General features: G+C 39.5%; 13 protein-coding genes. 6 read left to right on the top strand and 7 right to left on the bottom strand.

Annotation, left to right across the window (positions count from 1 at the left end; genetic code table 11):
- Positions 1-147: 147 nt before the first annotated feature.
- From HYG79_RS05195 to HYG79_RS05185, 3 genes are all read right to left on the bottom strand, one after another.
- Positions 148-1,029 (bottom strand): hypothetical protein, encoded by an 882-nt coding sequence (locus tag HYG79_RS05195; protein ID WP_179241100.1) that lies wholly within the window; start codon positions 1,027-1,029, stop codon positions 148-150.
- A gap of 172 nt (positions 1,030-1,201) precedes the next feature.
- Positions 1,202-1,645, bottom strand: coding sequence for a LexA family protein (locus HYG79_RS05190; RefSeq protein WP_179241099.1), 444 nt, complete (start codon positions 1,643-1,645; stop codon positions 1,202-1,204).
- A gap of 124 nt (positions 1,646-1,769) precedes the next feature.
- The gene (locus tag HYG79_RS05185) at positions 1,770-3,026 is read right to left on the bottom strand and encodes a Y-family DNA polymerase (protein ID WP_179241098.1); all 1,257 of its coding nucleotides are present in this window, start codon (positions 3,024-3,026) and stop codon (positions 1,770-1,772) included.
- Between the two features lie 422 nt (positions 3,027-3,448).
- On the opposite strand from HYG79_RS05185, the gene HYG79_RS05180 reads away from it, so the two are divergent.
- Genes HYG79_RS05180 through HYG79_RS05170 form a run of 3 tightly spaced genes read left to right on the top strand, consistent with a single transcriptional unit; the run spans position 3,449 to position 7,881 of the window.
- Complete coding sequence (locus HYG79_RS05180; protein ID WP_179241097.1) at positions 3,449-5,749, top strand: FdhF/YdeP family oxidoreductase; 2,301 nt, start codon at positions 3,449-3,451, stop codon at positions 5,747-5,749.
- A 20-nt stretch (positions 5,750-5,769) separates the two neighbouring features.
- Positions 5,770-7,179, top strand: a complete 1,410-nt coding sequence (locus tag HYG79_RS05175) for a hypothetical protein (RefSeq protein ID WP_179241096.1) — start codon at positions 5,770-5,772, stop codon at positions 7,177-7,179.
- A gap of 15 nt (positions 7,180-7,194) precedes the next feature.
- Positions 7,195-7,881 (top strand): DUF4253 domain-containing protein, encoded by a 687-nt coding sequence (locus tag HYG79_RS05170; protein ID WP_179241095.1) that lies wholly within the window; start codon positions 7,195-7,197, stop codon positions 7,879-7,881.
- A gap of 6 nt (positions 7,882-7,887) precedes the next feature.
- Here the strand turns inward: HYG79_RS05170 and HYG79_RS05165 are convergent, their stop codons facing one another.
- Together HYG79_RS05165 and HYG79_RS05160 are read right to left on the bottom strand one after the other, a co-directional pair.
- Positions 7,888-9,066 (bottom strand): acyl-CoA dehydrogenase family protein, encoded by a 1,179-nt coding sequence (locus tag HYG79_RS05165; RefSeq protein WP_179241094.1) that lies wholly within the window; start codon positions 9,064-9,066, stop codon positions 7,888-7,890.
- Positions 9,067-9,123: 57 nt separating this feature from the next.
- The gene (locus HYG79_RS05160; protein ID WP_179241093.1) at positions 9,124-9,837 is read right to left on the bottom strand and encodes a tRNA1(Val) (adenine(37)-N6)-methyltransferase; all 714 of its coding nucleotides are present in this window, start codon (positions 9,835-9,837) and stop codon (positions 9,124-9,126) included.
- Positions 9,838-9,953: 116 nt separating this feature from the next.
- On the opposite strand from HYG79_RS05160, the gene HYG79_RS05155 reads away from it, so the two are divergent.
- The gene (locus tag HYG79_RS05155; protein WP_179241092.1) at positions 9,954-11,504 is read left to right on the top strand and encodes an FG-GAP repeat domain-containing protein; all 1,551 of its coding nucleotides are present in this window, start codon (positions 9,954-9,956) and stop codon (positions 11,502-11,504) included.
- 13 nt (positions 11,505-11,517) lie between these two features.
- Here HYG79_RS05155 and HYG79_RS05150 read toward each other — a convergent pair whose 3' ends face one another.
- Positions 11,518-12,234 (bottom strand): LytR/AlgR family response regulator transcription factor, encoded by a 717-nt coding sequence (locus HYG79_RS05150; protein WP_179241091.1) that lies wholly within the window; start codon positions 12,232-12,234, stop codon positions 11,518-11,520.
- Positions 12,231-13,316, bottom strand: a complete 1,086-nt coding sequence (locus HYG79_RS05145) for a sensor histidine kinase (protein WP_179241090.1) — start codon at positions 13,314-13,316, stop codon at positions 12,231-12,233. Before HYG79_RS05145 ends, HYG79_RS05150 begins: the two co-directional genes overlap by 4 nt.
- Positions 13,317-13,496: 180 nt before the next feature.
- Between HYG79_RS05145 and HYG79_RS05140 the strand changes: the two genes are divergently transcribed.
- Both HYG79_RS05140 and HYG79_RS05135 read left to right on the top strand, forming a co-directional pair.
- Positions 13,497-14,561 carry a carbohydrate-binding family 9-like protein gene (locus HYG79_RS05140; RefSeq protein WP_179241089.1) on the top strand — a complete coding sequence of 355 codons (1,065 nt, stop codon included), beginning with the start codon at positions 13,497-13,499 and terminating at the stop codon, positions 14,559-14,561.
- Between the two features lie 337 nt (positions 14,562-14,898).
- Positions 14,899-18,021 (top strand): SusC/RagA family TonB-linked outer membrane protein, encoded by a 3,123-nt coding sequence (locus tag HYG79_RS05135; RefSeq protein WP_179241088.1) that lies wholly within the window; start codon positions 14,899-14,901, stop codon positions 18,019-18,021.
- The last annotated feature ends 3 nt before the right edge of the window (positions 18,022-18,024 follow it).

Below are 18,024 nucleotides of genomic sequence, written 5' to 3'. Positions count from 1 at the left end.
TTTTCTGAGTAAAGGCCAGGGGTTCGATATTTTTTATTTTGAAAAAAATTGAACGGCTACGCTAGTGGCAAATACATTGCAAAATACTTAACAAGTTTTTATCAAAATACGGATAATCTGCTACACTTAGAGGGAAAAAAAATATTTCTATTTTTTGACACTTATCAAAACAGCTTCACAACTTTGCAGGTCGGAATTCAAGATTATTTTTTCAGATGTATTACCGTCCGTTATCTCGACCGAAACGGTATTTGGGGGGGAGCTGCCCAAATTATGGGCAAATAAAAAGAGGTCGTTGGCCTTATTGGGATTCAATTTTATATCAAACGCTTTCTTTGCATAGGTCAGATAATGTTTTGAAACAACAGAGACACCATTTAAATATATAGATACAATATCCCCGTCTTCCCGGCCATGGTCCCAAATCTTTACCATAATATTTTCACTGTCAAATATCAGTTCTTTGGTGTACGAAATCTTTCTGCCTTCAAACTCTTGTCGCGTGTAGGTTTTTATCTCTTTCTCTTCATTTTGGGTAGCTACATCGTTTTTGACCATTTGTTCTTTACTGCCTTTGGGTCTTTTGTCATTTTTAACGAAAATATTCGTGTTGGCAAGTTCTTGTTTTCTTTTTCTTTCATCAGATTCGGGATTGGCGATAGCGAAATAGGGAGTTACAAATTTTGCTACTTGGTATTTATCGTCCGGAAAAAGTTCCATGCCCACTACCTGATACCTATTTCCCGAGCCTATATTTTTTGCAAGCCTTATTCCGTTTTTTGACTGGATGTTTCTAAAGGAGCCCAACTCTTGCACGACCATTTCATCCCTCACCAAAAAAAACCGAATGAATTTTGTTGAATCAATGGCAATGGTGCTCCACTCTAATTTTACCCGTTCGGGAATGGTCCAAACCGTATTTTGATTGGGTTGCGTAATAACGATTACCGATTTTTTGTCAGATGAACTGTTCTGAGGACGCATTGACCCAAAAAACAAGCAAAAAAATAAAAGAAATAGAACTCTCATGGGTATGGCTAACTAAAAAACGAATTGTTTTCTGATCAATTAGGATCATTATACCTAACTCTAACGTATTATGGCAGTCCCTTATTGCTTCATTGTTCCCGGTGTTGCGTTACGGTTCTAGCATCCATCTAATTGCCATGACCACAATTCAAAAGCCTGCAATAGCTTGTTGCTAAACTGATTTTATGACATAGGTCACTATGCCCCAAATCAATAAATTGTTCTCTTGGGTAACCTTTATAGGCTTGTAGGATTTATTTTCTGGCATAAGGTAAACGGCATCTTTTTCTACCTTTAATCTTTTTACGGTAAACTCACCGTCAATAAAACACACGGCTATCTTATCATGTTCTGGCTCTAGGCTGCGATCAATGACCAGTAGGTCACCATCGTCCAGACCGGCACCTATCATTGATTTACCTTCAACTCGTGCGTAAAAAGTAGCTTCCTCGTTTTTTATCAAGGTTTTGTCAAGGCTAATGCGGGTTTCTTTAAAGTCATCTGCCGGGGAAGGGAATCCGGCAGAAATACCGCTATTGATAAAGGCAACTTGCGTTTTTCCTTGGGTATTTGGCACAAAAAATTGCAAAGGCTCAGTATTGATTTTCTTTTTCATGTATCTATCTTGCTTTTTAATCGCCAAACTTTGGCCTGCTTGGCACAAAAATATGACCTTGGGGGCTATACCAAATTATTGTTTTGTCGTGTTTAAGAATTTTTTGGCCATATTGACTTCAACCTTATTTCACTTTTATAACATCATTGATATTGGTCGTGTATTTTGGGGATAGGTGTTCTTGGCGCATTTTCCAAGTACGCTGTAGGTCTTGGTTTCCTATTTTTATTTTATTGAAGTATTTGTGGTTTATTTTATCCATAACTTTCATCAATTCCCCATGTTTGGGATTTTCACGGCGAAACAAGTCCAATTGCCTGGCATTGGTCGGCACCAATCCTGTGACGATGACCCCTGCTTTTTTGTATTTGATTCCCTTTTTGTAGATAGATGTAACCGCCTGTACGGCATGGTTGGTTATGGTCAAACTTGAATCTGTGGCAAAAGGCAATGTCACGTAAGTGCTGCTCCTGTCTTGAAGGTCATTTTTTTTGTGTTTATCACTCCGTAGAAAAACCAGTACCATATTGCAACTGCTTTTTTGTGCGCGCAGTTTTTCGGCGCAACTCCCTGCAAAGGTAGATATGCGCTCTTGAATATTGTCAATATCGGAATAGGTGCTTTCAAAGCTGCGGGTAGTGGCAATGGCCTTTTTATCGCGGGTATCATCATCCAAACCTAAAGTTGGCTTGCCCTCTAAATCTTTCTTTAATCGAAGACCGATTATTCCCATTTGTTTTTTGGTCCACTCGTCAGTAAGTTGGGTGAAATCATAAGCGGTTTTTACGTTTTGGGACTGTAATCGTTTTAAATTACCACGGCCTATGCCCCAAACAGTTTCGATTTTGGTCCATTTTAAGGCTTTTATTCGACTTTCCTCAGAATCAATGACAAAGACCCCACCTGTTTTTTCCTTGAACTTTTTACCGATTTTGTTGGCTACTTTGGACAAGGCTTTCGTGGGGGCCAAACCAATACTTATAGGAATTCCCGTGCATTTTTCTACCTTGTATTGTATTTCTTTTCCATACGTGTTGAAATCATAATCTTGGAAACCATCGAACTTTAAAAAAGCCTCGTCGATACTGTAAACCTCCATATCCGGGGTAAAAGTCCCTAAAATATTCATTACCCTACTGCTCATATCGCCGTACAACGGGTAATTGGAGGAAAGAACCGCTATGCCCTTTTCCTTGCAAAAATTCCTGTACTTGAATTCCGGAGCCGCCATGGGCAGGCCCAGTGCCTTGGCTTCACTGCTTCTAGAGATAAAGCACCCGTCGTTATTGGACAAAATTGCAACAGGCCTGTTGTTGAGCCAAGGCTGAAAAGCCCGCTCACAAGAGGCATAAAAGTTGTTACAATCAACAAGTGCGAACATGGTATAAAAATACCTAATTTTTATCTATGCCGAATGGTAAAATATAAATATCCGTTTTTCTGAAAAAATGAAATTTCATGGTCTTCGCAAGGTGTGATTATTTAAGATGATGTTATTTGGAAAAATTGGCTCACCCCCCCCATTCCATAAAAAGCAAAAGCACATTGCCGCTAACTAAAAAGAGCCCTGTCTTTAGAACAGGACTCTTTTACGAGAACACTATATGAAAATGAAAAAATTACTTTTGGTTGATTGTTACGATATAAACATACCATTTAGAATATGCCGCATAAAATAATTGATGTGAACACGTAAAATTATGTGGTGTATCGTGTTATTTTGATTTTTTATGAATTTGGAAGTAGATGATTCTTCATACAAGCGAAGTACCCAAGTTTTCCAAATAAACTTTACCTTTAAGTATGCAAAAGGAGTTTAAAAGAAAAGTATCTGTTCGTGGTTCCGAGAAATTGATGGATTTACGATTGAAAGACCCCGTTACCCATGCCGCAGGAATGCTGGGAGTAAAAGAGGCTTTACGGCACGGATTTAAGGAAATGGGGATTGTACGCTCTATGAAGGCCTTGCTGGAAATGAATCAAAAAGATGGTTTTGATTGTCCTAGCTGCGCTTGGCCAGACCCCGAAAAACCTTCTAAAATTGCAGAATATTGCGAAAATGGCGCAAAAGCCTTGGCAGATGAAGCCACGACCCAAAATATAGGAAAGGACTTTTTTCAAAAACATTCCGTAGAGGAACTCTCTTTGCTTACCGATTATGAGCTTAACAAATTCGGAAGGTTGATAGCGCCAATGGTTCTCAAGCCCAATAGTGTAAGGTATGAACCTATTTCTTGGCAAGATGCATTTGAGTTGATTTCCGAAGAGCTCAAAAAATTGGATTCTCCCGATGAAGCTATTTTTTACACTTCGGGCCGATCAAGCAATGAGGCAGCCTTTTTATATGGAATGTTCGCACGGGCCTTCGGTACCAATAATATGCCCGATTGTTCCAATATGTGCCATGAGAGCAGCGGGGTGGCACTCGGTGAGACCTTAGGTATTGGCAAAGGCTCTGCAAAGTTAGAGGATTTATACGAAGCCGAAGTGGTCATTGTGGCGGGGCAAAACCCGGGAACAAACCATCCCAGGATGTTATCGGCATTGGAGAAATGCAAGCGTAATGGTGGCAAGGTCATCAGTATAAACCCATTGGAAGAAACCGGATTGGTCAATTTTAGGAATCCGCAAAATATCAAAGGGGTTTTGGGCGGGGGAGAGAATATGGCCGATATCCATTTGCAGGTAAGCATCAATCAAGATATTGCTTTGGTAAAATTGATTTTAAAACGACTGGCTCGTTTGGATGCCGATACAAAAACCGTTTTTGACCATACGTTTATACAGAAATTCGTAGATGGCTATGATGAACTTCTAAAAGATATCTCAAGTTATGATGAAACTCAACTTTTGACCCAGTGCGGTGTAACCGAAGAAAAAGTAAACGAAACGGTTGACCTGCTTGCCAAAAAGGATAAAATCATCGTTTGTTGGGCCATGGGCCTTACCCAGCATAAGAACGGTGTTGAAAATATACGGGAATATATCAATCTTTTGCTTTTAAAGGGAGCATTGGGAAAACCAAATGCCGGTACCTGTCCCGTTCGGGGCCATAGTAATGTGCAGGGAGATCGTTCGGTAGGCATTCAGCATTTTGTAGATAAAGGGCTTAACCAAAGAATAAAAAAACACTTGGGATTTGACCCGCCTACCAAAGAAGGTGTAGATACGGTCGGGGCCATGAAAGCCATGTATGACGGTAAGGCCAAGGTGTTTATGTGTTTGGGCGGTAATTTTTTAATGGCGGCCTCGGATACCGAATATACGGCTAAAGCATTGCAGAACTGTGAGCTTACGGTACAGGTAAGTACAAAGTTGAACCGCACGCATTTGGTCACGGGGAAAACGGCACTCATTTTACCCACTATCGGACGTTCCGAAAAGGATATGAAAAATGGGAAACAACGAAATTTCACCGTCGAGAACAGTATGGGCAGGGTTACCCAGTCCAAAGGTATTTTGAAACCGGCTTCGGATAATTTGATGAGCGAACCTGAAATTATTGCTACGTTGGCCGATACGTATTTTGAAGGCAAACATGTAATGGGTTGGAATGCTTTGGGAAATGACTATGGGTTGGTTAGGGAGTATATCGACAAAGTGGCCAAAGGATTCGAACAAACCGAAGAACGTTCCAAAGGGGTAGGGTATTATTTGCCCAATAATGTACGGGAGCGGGATTTTAGCAAATTGCCCAATGGGAAGGCACAGTTGACCATCAACAAACTTCCGGATCATGCTTTGAAGGCCGATGAATTTATGTTGATGACCGTTCGTTCGCACGACCAGTTCAACACTACCATTTACGGTTTGGATGATAGATATCGGGGAATCTACAATGAGCGAAGGGTACTTTTTATGAATAAGGAGGATATGAACAGCCTTCAGTTTGAAAAACAGGATGTTGTGAATATTAGCAGTAACTACGATAATACGGTGAGGACTGCCCATAACTTCCTTGTCATCCCTTATAATATACCCAAAGGTAATCTTGCGGCTTATTTTCCTGAGACCAATGTTCTGGTACCGTACAATCATTTTGCGGACCGGAGCAAGACCCCGATCAGCAAGTCCATCAAAGTAACTTTAAATAAGATATCCTAAATGTAAAATCGGCATCGTATATGAAAAAGCATGTTTTTCGTTTATCATTAAAATTGTGTTTCGCCGTTGTCATCCTTTACGGGGCAACCGTTACATCGCAGGTTTCGTCATCAGACGTTGTGTATGGTGGCAAAAGCTTTACTTGGGGTGTAAGTATGGGTAGCTACGATCATGTGGTGTTGTTCAGGAAAAACGGTACATTTTGTGAGAGTTTGGAAGAGCAGGATTGGCAGACCAAGGTTACCGGGCATTATAAAAAAGTAAAGGATAAGATTTTAATGGAGTATCTGGATAGTTCCGAAGAAAACGATACCATTTTCTTTGAAACAGATGAAGAGGGCTATGAATCAATTTATTATGCAGGAGCCCAAATGGTAAAAATGATAGTGCCCAATACCGTTCCAAAAGGATATTATGATTTTTCCAGTGCCAGTAGTTCCGGTGGCATGGGTACGGGTTTGGTGTATGTGGGTACGCAAAGTTATGAGGGCTATAATTTTTACGACAACGGTACTTTTGACAGAAAAGCATCTGGCGGTGTAATGGTAAGTGGAAACAATGTGGCTGGGGGAACTAGCAGCGATAGTTCCGGGAAAGGAAAATATACGATCAAAAACGGATTATTGACCTTGTACTATGATAATGGGCAGATAGAAAAAAATAGTTTTTTTTATGAGAAAATTACTGATGGCGAGATATCTATGGTAGCTATCAATGGGTCAATATTTTTTTATGGTGACGATGATGAAAATACCGAGGAAGAATCCGATACGGTTCAAAAAGAGGCTTCTCAAGATATTGATGTATCCAAAACATTAGAATCATCTGGACAGGATGTTTTAAAAAGCATTAAAAAAGCACACGGCGGTGAGGCCATAGATCAGCTTAAAGGCTTAAAAACCGAAGTGGTAATCTCGGGAATAAAGTTTCAGGTTTTGATGGATGTGGAACAAAACCACATTCGATTAGAGTCCCAAACACCCAATTTTGAATACGTTGAACAACTGGAAGGTAACAAAGGGTGGGTATACCGATCTGGTGTTTATCGAGAGATGCCGCCCTATCGCATAAAAGAATTAAAGGCTACTTTCTTGGGTGGAATCTTCGGGTTGCAAAAGAGCGTTATGGATAGAGCAACACTTCTGGATCTAAGGCAAACCGATGATAATATCATGTTGATTACATTGATGGTCGATGAGCGTACCCTAGGGTACGTAGTAAATAAAAATGAGCATACCATCGTGGCGACCTTTATCCTAAAGGATGGTAAAAATGAAATAACCTATTTGAAAGACCTAACAAAAACAGATGGACTTTTGCTTCCATTTTCTGAAGTGACCGAAGCTGAGGGAGCTACGGTGGAAGTCCTGTACAAAACCTACACTATAAACCCTGTGTTTAAGGATTCCGACTGGTCTAAACCTGAATGATTCAATAAGAATTTCGTGAAATGGTATACGTATCCGGAAAAATACACGTTCATAGAACCGCTAAAGTCTGTAATCATGAAATACACGTTTATATTTTCGCTATTTCTTTTTCATCTTTTTTCCCTTGCCCAGCCACCTGAACTAACTGCTTTTGAAAAAGTCATGGCCGACGAAATCGAATTCGACCATGATGTTTTGCTACTGTTGCGTACCCGGACTTCATCGGAATTTATTAAAGTGCCAGCGGACGAAAATCATCAAATTCCAGCGATTTCTATACGAATGGGACATTTTGATGCTCCGGCAGTTTTAAAAGAGTTAAAGACAAAATTGCTGTTCAGCGGTTATATTTTATTTTACGCCGACCAAGGGAATGATAGTACAGATGGTTTGCATGAGCTACGTTTACTAAAAACTGAAGACCCGTTATACCCTATACAATACGCAGGAACAAGCACAGATTCAATATCGAACATGGAAATTTATGAAAAAATCGAAACTTGGACCGGTTATCATGGGTGTACCTTGGTAGGTGCCGGAAAATCATGGCTGATGTTGAAGTTTGTTCTGCCCTTGGAAGAAACAGAAGCACTTGCCCAAGATATTATTGACTTTTGTCCCAAAATATTAAATTTCAATGGCAGTAAACAGTACTTGGCCACAGATTTAAAGGATAGGCCAAACCTGTATTTGGAATGGTGACCATACTTATTTAAAAGCTTGGTGTCCTGTAATATCGGCTCCGGTAATCAGTAAATGAATATCGTGCGTACCCTCGTAAGTGATAACACTTTCAAGGTTCATCATATGGCGCATAATGCTATACTCGCCCGTAATCCCCATACCGCCTAAAACCTGTCTTGCTTCACGGGCAATTTTGATGGCCATTTCTACATTATTGCGTTTGGCCATAGATATCTGGGCCGTTGTGGCCTTGCCTTCGTTTTTTAGTTGCCCCAATCTAAAAGCCAGTAGTTGCGCCTTTGTGATTTCTGTGATCATTTCGGCTAGTTTTTTTTGCTGAAGCTGCATGGCGGCTATCGGTTTCCCAAATTGAACCCTTTCTTTGGCATACCGTAAAGCAGTGTCATAACAATCCATTGCAGCGCCGATAGCACCCCAGGAAATTCCGTAGCGTGCCGAATCCAAACAACCCAAAGGGGCGCCTAGTCCTGTTTTATTGGGCAAAAGATTTTCTTTGGGCACTTTTACGTTGTCAAAGATAAGTTCTCCTGTGGCCGATGCCCGTAACGACCATTTGTTGTGGGTTTCCGGGGTAGAAAAACCTTTCATGTCACGTTCCACTATCAACCCATGTATTCTGCCTTCTTCATTTTTAGCCCAAACCACTGCAATATCTGCGAATGGCGAATTGGAAATCCATAATTTGGCACCGTTCAAAAGATAATGGTCGCCCATATCCTTATACCTTGTTTCCATACCACCGGGATTAGATCCATGATTGGGCTCTGTTAACCCAAAGCAGCCCATCATTTCTCCAGTAGCCAATTTGGGCAGATACTTTTTGCGTTGCGCTTCAGTACCATACGTGTAAATGGGATACATGACCAATGAGGACTGTACCGATGCTGTTGAACGCACACCACTGTCACCACGTTCAATTTCCTGCATGATGAGTCCGTAACTTATTTGGTCCAATCCCGCCCCACCATATTCCTCGGGAATATACGGGCCAAAAGCTCCGATTTCTGCCAATCCCGAAAGTATTTGATTGGGAAACTCCGCTTTTTGAGCGTATTCCTCAATAATAGGGGAAACATCACGCTTTACCCACTGGCGTGCCGCATTACGTACTAAAATATGTTCTTCGGTCAATAAATCATCCAAGTTGTAATAATCGGGAGCTTCAAACAAATCTGGTCGCATAGCAATGAATTTTTATCAAAGGTAATTAAAGGAATATAACAATGCCAAGGGCTAATGTTACATTTTCAAGTAAAATTCTTTTGTTAATGCTACATATTCAGGGGTGTAAATATGCCTATCGGTTTCAATGGTCAGTTCATGGTACATCGTTTTGGTTGTATGGAAACCAAATTCCAATAGACTTCTTTTTATTTCGGATTTTTGATTACCCCTGACCCGGGTTGCCCGCTTGGGATAAAGCTTTACGCTCTCTGCCATATGAAAAAACCGTTTTTCTTCCTTAATGGGGATAATAACTGCAAAAACACCCTCTGGCGAGAGTAATTTTGAGATACTCTCCAAAAGTTTTGAAAAGGGTAAAGACCGGTTTTGTCTTGCGGTATTTCTGGCAATGTTTCCAGTGGAAACATCTTCAGAGTAAAAAGGTGGATTGGAGACTATCATATCATATTTGTCATCAATTTCGTCTGTAAACTCATCAAGACTTGCATGATAGCAGAACAAGCGGTCTCCCCACGGTGAGCTTTCAAAATTATCTACACACTGTTCATACGCATCCCCATCAATTTCAATGGCATCTATAATTTCGGCAGAGCTACGCTGTGCAAGCATCAATGCAATCAACCCGGTTCCCGATCCAATATCCAAGATAGCTTTTGTGTTCACGGGCAAAGAAGCCCAGGCACCTAGTAAAACCCCATCGGTGCCCACCTTCATGGCACAACGGTTTTGCCTTATCATGAATTGCTTGAATTTAAATGGTTTTTCCATGCGTGATACTTTGGTTAAAATCTTACGCGATAAAATCGGATGTTCTTTTTGAATTATATATTTATCTTTAACCTTTGAGGTATAAAAAATTGCAAATTACATAAGTTTTTAAAAGATTGAAACATATAGTACGTGTCCTTCTAGCCAGTGTCATTTGTTTTGCCAGTTATTTTTCAGGAACAAGCCAACAAAAAACAAACAATACCGTTGTTTCTGAGCAAAGTTCCGGAAAAGAGTTGTCAATCAGGTATTGTGCAATGTGCCATAAATACACCGAACCTGGTCTATTAGATAAAGCGACCTGGGCTAACAGTGTTTTGCCCAATATGGCACTTAGATTGGGTTTGCAAATGGCCGGCAAAGATAATTATATCGTAAGCGATAGTATCGAAGCCGATATTTTAAAGAAGTTGAACACCTTTCCTGACACTCCCCTTATTTCAGAAAAAGATTGGGCGGCAATTGTGGAGTATTTTGTTGAAAACGCTCCTGAAAAACTTGAAACTTACGCAAAGCGACCAAAGAAAAGCAAAATTGATTTTCCATTTGAGACACAATCGGTTACCATAGACGGTTCTAAATTACCTCAGGTAACACTTTTGGAGTACGATGAATATAATTCTGAACTATATATCGGGGACCACTTAAAATTGTATGCGCTTAAAAATACCGGGGTATTGAGTGGGGAGTGGAAATTAGGTAGTTATGCCTCGGATATTGAGTTTGACCCAAAATCGGACCCTACACTATTGACGATAGGAAAGCTAGTACCTTCCAACCAAAAATTGGGAGAATTGGGAAGTTTGAGCAAGAACAGTGATTTTTTTAAAGGGAGCCCCTCCTTTTCAACATTGCGAAGGCCCGTAAATTTTTTAAGTGCCGACCTAAATCTAGATGGCAATGATGATCTGATCATATGCAATTTTGGACATACCGTTGGTAAGCTTTCGTGGTTTGACGGCAAGGATGCTACCAAAGAACACATATTAAGCACCCTTCCGGGTACCCGAAAGGTAGAGGTCAATGATTTTGACAAAGATGGTTTGCCAGATATTATAGCCATGAGCACACAGGCCTACGAGGGCATTACCATATACTATAACCAAGGAAAAAATGTTTTTAAACCAATCCGGGTTCTGGAGTTTACGCCCGTACACGGGCTCAGTTATTTTGAACTGGCCGATTTCAATTCTGACGGTCACCAGGATATTCTGGTCACGAATGGTGACAATAGGGATTTTTCCCCGATAGATAAACCGTACCACGGTGTTCGTGTCTATATGAACAACACCAAAAATCAATTTGAAGAGACTTTTTTTTACCCCATGTATGATTGTAACAAAGCAATGGCTAGGGACTTTGACAATGATGGAGATCTGGATATTATCGCTTCGGCCCTTTTTGTTGATTACAAAGGCGAAAGCAACATCAAGGATGCCGTGGTTTATTTGAACAATACAGGGAAACATGACTTTTACCCTATATTGATGCCCAACCCCATTCATGGTAATTGGCTTACGATGGAAGCAGGGGATTTTAACAAAGATGGACTGGTAGATGTTATGCTGGGCACGTTCATGTACGATATTAATGAAATGATCAGGATAGGCTCTGCTACGGGAATCATAAATTTTCCCCAAGTCTTGTTATTGACCAATAAAAATTAAAGCAAATTGTATTTTAATCTTTGGTATTGTTTAGGATCCTGTTTTTTGTTTCTGCGAGATAACTTCGCCCAATAGTATATCTAATACCGCCTACTTGCAGACTATTGCCCTCTACTACGTCTACTTTGTCTATGGCTATGGTATAAGATCGGTGTATTCGTAAAAATCTGTTTTTGGGCAGTTCTTCGGTAAAACTGCTAAGTGTCCTGTGGATGATGTATTTGGTCGTTGAGGTAATGATGCGTATATAGTCTTTTAGACTTTCGATTACCATGATTTCATCCAAATATATTTTTTGCAGCTTTTTTTTGTCGATTTTGATGAAGATGCTAGGTTTTTCGACGGCATTGCTTTCCGTTATCGGGTTGGTTTGCTTGAGGGAAATGATTCGCCTGACCGATTTTAAGAATCTAGGAAAGGGAATGGGTTTTACCAAATAATCTATGACTTCTAGTTCAAAGCTCTTTAATGCGTATTCTTCATGGGCCGAGGTAATGACCACCATAGGAATTACCTGTAAGCTTTTCAAAAAGTTCAAGCCATCCAAAATGGGCATGTTTATATCCAAAAAAATGATGTCTACCTCATGGTTCAAAAGATAGGATGAAGCGTCGACGGCATTGGAAAAAGTGTTTTCCAATTGTAACTCCTTTACCTGTGAAACATAATTTTTCAGTACGTTTATGGCCAAAGGCTCATCATCGATTATGATAACTTTTAAGTTTCTCATACTTTGAGTTTAAGAATTACGTGAAACATGTTGTTTTCCTCAAAAATAGATAGGTCATAATCATTTTTGTTATAACCCAGCTCCAATCGTTTTTTTACGTTGGAAAGCCCAATACCTCCTATTCTAGTGGGCATATTGCTTTGTTGGCTTTTTTCGGGAATTGTATTTACGACCTGAAAATACATAAAATCACCTTCTACTTTCAAATCGATATTTATAAACATGTCACCAATGTTTTTATTTGCTCCGTGTTTAAAGCAGTTTTCTATTATGGGTATCAAAAGCATAGGAGCTATGGTGTGATTTTGCAAGTCTCCCGAAATATCGATATTTATTTTCAGGGAATCGTCGAACCTAATCCTTTCCAAATCAATATAATTTTGAATGCATTCGACTTCACTGGTGAGGTTCTGTTTTCTTTTTTTTGTGGCGTATAGCAAATACCGCATCAATTCGGAGAGCTTGAGAACAACTTCTGGAGCTTTGTTCGATTTTTCGAGCGTTAATGAATATATATTGTTCAATGTATTGAAAAAAAAGTGTGGGGAAACTTGTGACCTGAGAAACTTAAGTTCGGTCGTCAGCTGTCTTTTTTCCAAGTTGTGAAGCTTACTGTTGGCCCGCATCCTATCAACGGTAATTTTTATGGCGGTCACAAAAGAGATAACATAAAGCTCACCCAACATGGTCTGTATGGCGTAGTCTAGCGTAAGACTATCTATGTTTTCAGGACCCTCTGGCCAAACATTTGTACTTACCAAGTAATAGGTTAGGTTGTATTTTACCAATAACATGATAAAAAGGGAAACAAGTATCAATATTGAATAGCTTACATATTTGCGGGTATACACAAATTTTGGCATTAAGTAGTATACGTTAAAATAGGCCAAAAGCATGTGTATGGGAAAACCTATAATATTTGTTTTTAGGGAGTAAGCAAAATCATCATGTATGCTACTCCATCTAAAAACATTAAATACGAAGTATATGCTCCAAAATATAATATGGTGCTTGTAATTGATCGTGTAGTCTTTTTGGGAATCACGTCTCAAAAAATCATTTAACTTGTTGTCTGCCAGCATTCTATTTTTATTGGAACAAAGGTTTTTATTGGGCTATAGCTACAGCCAGTGGTTATTGGTCTAATTTTATTTGATTTCCAAGATAAAATAAAAAACCTTTAAAAAAATTTTAGTGGTGATTTTTGGTACAAGTGACATTAAAAAATGCCCTATTTTATGAATGAAAAAATAATTTGAAGCATGTCGAACATATCCGTATCCAAAAATAGCTTTGGGCTATCGTTTCTTTTATCCATCATAGGGTTTTATGGGGCCTTTTCACAAAATGTCCCAAGAGCCTATGTGGCGAACAAGGTTGATGACAGTTTTGTGATAGACGGCAAAGCCGATGAGCTTTCCTGGCAAAAAACTGATTGGTCACAACCTTTTATTGACATAGAGGGAAAAAAGAAGCCTACATATGAAACTAAAATGAAAATGCTATGGGATGACGAGAACCTATATATATTCGCTATTATGGAGGAGCCCCATGTGTGGGCTACTTTAAAACAAAGGGACACCATAATTTTTTACAATAATGATTTCGAAATATTTATAGACCCGGACGGAGATACCCATAACTATTATGAATTAGAAATGAATGCACTCAATACGATTTGGGATTTGTATTTGTCTAAACCATACCGCAACGGGGGTACAATATTGGGGAACTGGGATTTTAAAGGCTTGGAATCCGCAGTCTATGTTCAGGGCAGTTTGAACGATTCTTCCGATACTGACACAGGTTGGTCTGTTGAAATAGCCATTCCGTGGTCTTTTACCACCCCACCTGGCGGAAATACCAAAATACCTGAAAATGACTTTTGGCGAATCAACTTTTCAAGGGTGAACTGGGATTTTGATGTAATCGATGATACCTATTACCGAAAAAAAGATAAGGAAACGGGAGATTTTCTGCATGAGTACAATTGGGTATGGTCTCCACAAGGCGTAGTGAATATGCACGAACCCGAGCATTGGGGATACGTATTTTTTTCAACGGAAGCACCAACTGGTAAAGCCGCTTTTAAAATTCCCGAAGATGAATATATAAAATGGTATCTGTATGATCTGTATCGGGACTACTCCAAAACAGTATTGACAAAAAAAAAGATTTTAAAAGGTGAAACGATCTTTGGGGAGCATATTTCGCCCAAACTGGAAACCTATAAATACGGTTGGATATTATGGGTTGAAAGTCCCTTTACAAAAAAAGTGCTTAGCGTAAACAATGAGGGTTTGTTTAGGTCAGTGGTTAAAGAGTAAAGTACTTTCAAGAAAAACCATAATGGGCTTTTAATATATGGTCAGTAAAAAAGGATATCTACACGCAGCTGCGTTTTGCTTAGATTCTATTTTTCAATCAATAGGCCACTATTATATTGCGTATTGAGTATTTTTTTGATTGAAAAATTATTAACTTGATAATTTAAATTCGAGAACTTTGTTTAATTTGAAAAGAAAAAATATGGGCTATTTAGCTTTTGAATATTGTTATTGGTCGAAATTTTACATCATTCGTTAACATAAAATTATAGTTTTCTTAATTGGAAATTAATTGAAACAGTACATTTAACTAGATTACTAACTTAAATAAACCAACATGAATCAAAAACTAAAGTATGTATTGATGTTTGTTGCATTGCTTTTTGCCGGAAGCATAGCCGCACAAACAGTTACAGGTACGGTAACAGATGCTTCGGGCGTGCCCTTGCCGGGCGTCAACGTTGTTGAAAAAGGAACGTCGAACGGTACCGCGACAGATTTTGACGGTAATTATGCCATCAACTTATCCGGAAGTTCGGATATTTTGGTATTCTCCTCCTTAGGGTATGCGACCAAAGAGGTTTCGGTATCGGGGCAATCAACGGTCAACACAACATTGGATGAAGATAGCAGCCAATTAGATGAAGTTGTAGTAACTGCTTTGGGCATCAAGCGAGAGACAAAAGCATTGGGTTATTCGATAACAGAAGTAGACGGAGAAGAAATTTCAACGGTCAAAACAGTAAATGGTATTAATGCGCTACAAGGTAAGATAGCAGGTGTAAATATTACGCAAAACTCGACTGGGGCTGCAGGTTCAAGTAGGGTAATCATACGTGGTAATAGTACGCTTACCGGTAACAATCAACCATTATATGTAGTAGACGGTATTCCCATTGGTAACGATAATAATGGTTCCGCAAGTTTGTGGGGCGGTAGTGATGGCGGGGACGGTATATCCAGTATTGCACCAGACCTTATTGAGTCTATATCTGTACTTAAAGGTGGTGCGGCCAGTGCACTGTACGGTTCAAGAGGTGCAAACGGTGTAATTTTGATTACGACCAAAGGAGGAAAAAAACAAGAAGGTTTTGGTATCGAGTATAGTTCAACTGTGAATTTTGATGTTGTTAATACAGATATCCAAGATTTTCAAACGGAATACGGTCAAGGAACCCTTGGAAGAGTGCCAGCGACTCAACAAGAAGCAATTGACTTAGGATTTAGTTCATGGGGGCCAAGATACAACGGGTCTCCTGTAATACAATGGGACGGTGTTGAGAGGCCCTATTCCCGAGTTGGAAACAACATAAAAAACTTTTACAGAACGGGAACTACGTTTATCAACACATTGGCCTTTTCAACGGCAAATGACAAATCTAACTTAAGGTTCTCCTTCACAGACCTTACTAACAGCGACATTGTTCCTAATTCTGGCCTAAACAGAAAAACTTTTTCCCTTAACGCGGGAACGGTTTTGGCCGAAAAACTCACATTACAGGTCAATTCTCAATACATTGTTGAAGATGTTGTGAATAGACCAAGACTTTCAGATTCTCCCGGTAATGCAAACTTTACGGTAGGTGTTTTGCCCGGTAACGTAGATGTGAGGAATATGAATCCTGGTGCAGATGAAGACGGTAACGAGAGACAGATAAACGGAAATGTGTTCTCTACAAACCCTTATTTTGCCGCTTTCAATTTTAGAAATGAGGATAAAAAAAATAGGATAATTGCATCAGCCTCTTTAAGATATGACATATTGGATTGGTTATACGTAACGGCTAGAATAGGTACAGACCATTCAACATTGCGTACAACAAGAATAACACCAACAGGCACATTATTTAACCCATTGGGGGACATGAATGAATTGAATAGGCGCTTTACCCAAATTGATTCTGATGTCATATTAGGTGTTGACAAAGATATCACAGAGAAATTCGCTTTAACTACCTTCGTCGGAGCGAATAAAAACTCTATTGAGAGAGAGGATTTAAACTTGGGAGGTAATCAGTTTATCGTTCCTGGGTTATTTGATATAGCTAATTTAAGAAACCAAAGCAGGAATAGGGATTTTAATAAGCGTGAGATTGGTTCTCTTTACGGTTCAATGGAACTCTCCTATAACAATTTTGCTTACATCACATTTACTGGGAGGAATGACTGGTTCTCTACGTTATCCTTTCCTGGTAAAACAACACCAAATAATGATTTCTATTCTTCTATCAATGGTAGTTTAATATTGTCCGATATGATAGAGATGCCAACATTTGTGAACTTCCTTAAACTAAGAGGGGGTTACAGTCAGGTGGCAGGTGGTGCTCAAGAAGCATACCAGCTGGGTTTAACATATGAAATATTTGGACAAGGACACCTCGGTCAACCGTTAGGTAGAATTACGGGTGGTACGGTACCGAATGCGGATTTGGTGCCTTTCAACAAAAATGAAGTCGAAATTGGTCTAGATGCTAGGTTTTTTGACAACAGGTTGTCTGTTGACTTGGCCTACTATGCTAATGAAACTACCAATGACATAGTAAACGTAACGACTTCGGTAGGTTCTGGATTTGGAGCAGCTTCGGCGAATCTTGGTAAATTGGAAAACGAAGGTGTTGAACTTTTAATTTCAGGTACGCCTATCAGAAATGAGAACTTCACTTGGACAACTACATTAAACGCTTCTTTCAACGAAAGTAAGATTACAGCGACAAATGCTGATAATTCTGATATAGCTTTGGATGAGCCCAGAACAAGAAACGTTAGGATACAACAAATTGTTGGTGAGCCCTTTGGTGTTATCTTTGGAACGTCTTATGTGCGCGATAACAATGGAAACATTGTTTATGATATAGATGGTGACGGGGTCCCGATTGCAAGGCAGGGAGAGCGTAAAATATTGGGCGAAGGTGTGCCACCTTGGAATTTTGGGTGGACAAATACTATAAGATATAAAAACTTTAGTCTTAACTTTTTGATTGATGCTAAGTTCGGCGGTCAGTTGTTTTCAGGTACTAATTCAACAGCATATGGTGCGGGGCTACATAAGAACACTTTGGCAGGTAGGGAAAATGGCCTTACCATATCCGGGGTAGATGGTGCTACTTTTGATGCGGATGCTGGTACAGGTACCGCATTTACCACAACGGTGGCTCCCGAAGACCTTCAAATATACTGGGGCAGGGTTAATGACATTGCAGAAGAGTTTGTAGAGGATGCGGATTATATTAAATTCAGGCAAATGAGTTTAGGATATACTTTGCCAAGCAAAGTACTGGACAAAACGTTCCTGCAGTCTGTAACTGTTAATCTAATTGGGCAAAACCTTTTCTTCCTGTCTCGAACCATAGAAAATGTGGATCCTGAAAGTACATATAATGCAGGGAATTCTCAAGGTTTAGAGTATTTTGGTGTGCCACTTACAAGAAGCTATGGATTAAGTCTTAATGTTAAGTTTTAAAAA

Origin of the sequence: Costertonia aggregata, from assembly GCF_013402795.1 — a bacterium.
Lineage (GTDB): Bacteria > Bacteroidota > Bacteroidia > Flavobacteriales > Flavobacteriaceae > Costertonia > Costertonia aggregata.
The sequence above is the reverse complement of the archived record's forward strand: the minus strand, read 5'-3'. Positions and strand labels throughout refer to the sequence as shown.